This is a genomic window from Candidatus Aminicenantes bacterium, assembly GCA_026393795.1.
Classification (GTDB): Bacteria; Acidobacteriota; Aminicenantia; order UBA2199; family UBA2199; genus UBA2199.
On record JAPKZL010000180.1, the window covers coordinates 1 to 1,830 of the forward strand.

The 1,830-nt window shown below is 52.3% G+C and carries 1 protein-coding gene; it reads left to right on the forward strand.

Going from position 1 to position 1,830, the window contains the following annotated elements:
- Nucleotides 1–1,656 (forward strand): oligopeptide transporter, OPT family (locus NTW95_08555; protein MCX6557460.1); only part of this gene is annotated, 1,656 nt, incomplete at its 5' end.
- Between the last annotated feature and the right edge of the window lie 174 nt (nt 1,657–1,830).

Genomic DNA, 1,830 nt, shown 5'->3' on the forward strand with positions numbered 1-1,830 from the left:
ATTCTTTTTGTAACCTTCCTGCGTCGGGTGATGGTTTCCGATCCCGATCTGAAGTTCCCCGAATCGGTCGCGGCGTCTGAAATTCACAAGGCCGGCCAAAAGGGGAGCGCTGGCGCCAAACATCTTTTTCAGGCGATGGGAATCGGCGCATCGGTCTATGCCCTCGGATTTTTGGGATTGTTTGCGGCTTCAAAGGATTTCATTATCAAGATGGGAACCATTGGCTCCAGTTTCGTGAAATTGGGCGCTGCCAAGCTGGCGCCGAAGCTCGGAACTGGAGGTACCGTGTCGGTGGCCGGACCCGGCATTTTCCCCGCTTATATCGGCGTAGGCTATATCATCGGCCCGCGCCTGGCCGCCCTTAACTTTGCCGGCGGCGTGCTGGCTTGGGGCTTGTTTGTGCCGCTGTTGATTTTTTTCCTTGGCCCGCAATTGGTCACGGCCTTTTATGGGGCGGGCGCCACCATGGCCCAGGTCGGCTGGGTGGACCTGGTCGATCACACCTGGAAATTCATTGTCCGGCCAATCGCCGTGGGCGGCATGTTGGTCGGCGCCGGATATACGCTTTTCCGCATGCGCAAGAATCTGGGAGCCGGAATTAAAAGATCGATAGGCGATATGAAAAAATCAGCCGGTCAGGCGGAAATCACCATTCGCACAGAAAAGGATTTGAATTTCAAACTGGTTTTGCTCAGTATGCTGTTTACCGTGGGCGTGATGGTTGTGTTATACCATATATTCGCTCAAAACTGGGGAACGGCGATCCTTGCGGCTGTAGTCATGGCCGTAGCGGGTTTCTTTTTTGCCGCGGTATCTGGAAACCTGGTAGGAACAATCGGTTCTTCGAACAATCCTATTTCAGGCCTGACTCTTTCAACGCTGATCATCGCCGCCTTGCTCATGGTACTAGTTGGCGCAAGGGGTACTGGCGGTGTTCTGGCGGTTCTTGGCGTAGCTGCAGTTATCTGTGTTTCATCCGCCGTGGCCGGTGAGATGTTGCAGGATTTGAAAGTCGGCCATTTTCTCGGCGGCACTCCCTGGAAAATGGAAGTGGGCGATATTCTTGGGATTGTTTTCTCGGCCCTGGTGCTTTATTTTCCCTTGATGCTTCTGCATGGAGCTTTCACTTTTGGCAGCAAGGCATTGCCGGCGCCGCAGGCCGGTTTGATGGCCGCTCTTTCGCAGGGCATTGTCCGTGGAGAAATGGCCTGGCCTTTGGTTATTGTCGGTATGTTCATGGGCTTTGCCCTGATCCTGGTCCAGGTCAAATCACCGATGCTGGTGGCAGTCGGCATGTATCTGCCTTTGGAAACTACCTTCGCAATTTTTTGCGGTGGCATGATCAAAGGTATCATGGATAAGGTTATGGCCAAACGCCAATTGAATGATGCCCAAAAAGCACGATCGGAAAATGTCGGGATTCTGCTCGCCTCAGGTCTTATTGCCGGCGAAGCGTTAATGGGCCTGGTGCGCGCAGCCTGGACATTTCTGTACATGCAGAACTTCATACACACGCCGATTCCTTCCATATTCGCCCATCCCAGGTACCTGCTCGGTTTCATTGTCCTGTTGATCCTTGGCGCCTATCTGATTTATTTCCCCCTGCGCCACGCCGGGGCTGCCGATGAACCGCCTCCGCCATCCGCGGTGTTTTAAATCTATAAATATCTGTAGGGGCGGTTCACGAACCGCCCTCGACAGTCAACAAAGAAAAAAAAATGAAATAATGAAATAGGGTAGGGGCAGCTCAAAACAATAGGCTGCAAATTAGGCCGATTTGGTTTTTCTTCACTTATATTTCGCAATGGAAAAAAAAGACAATATCCTGGA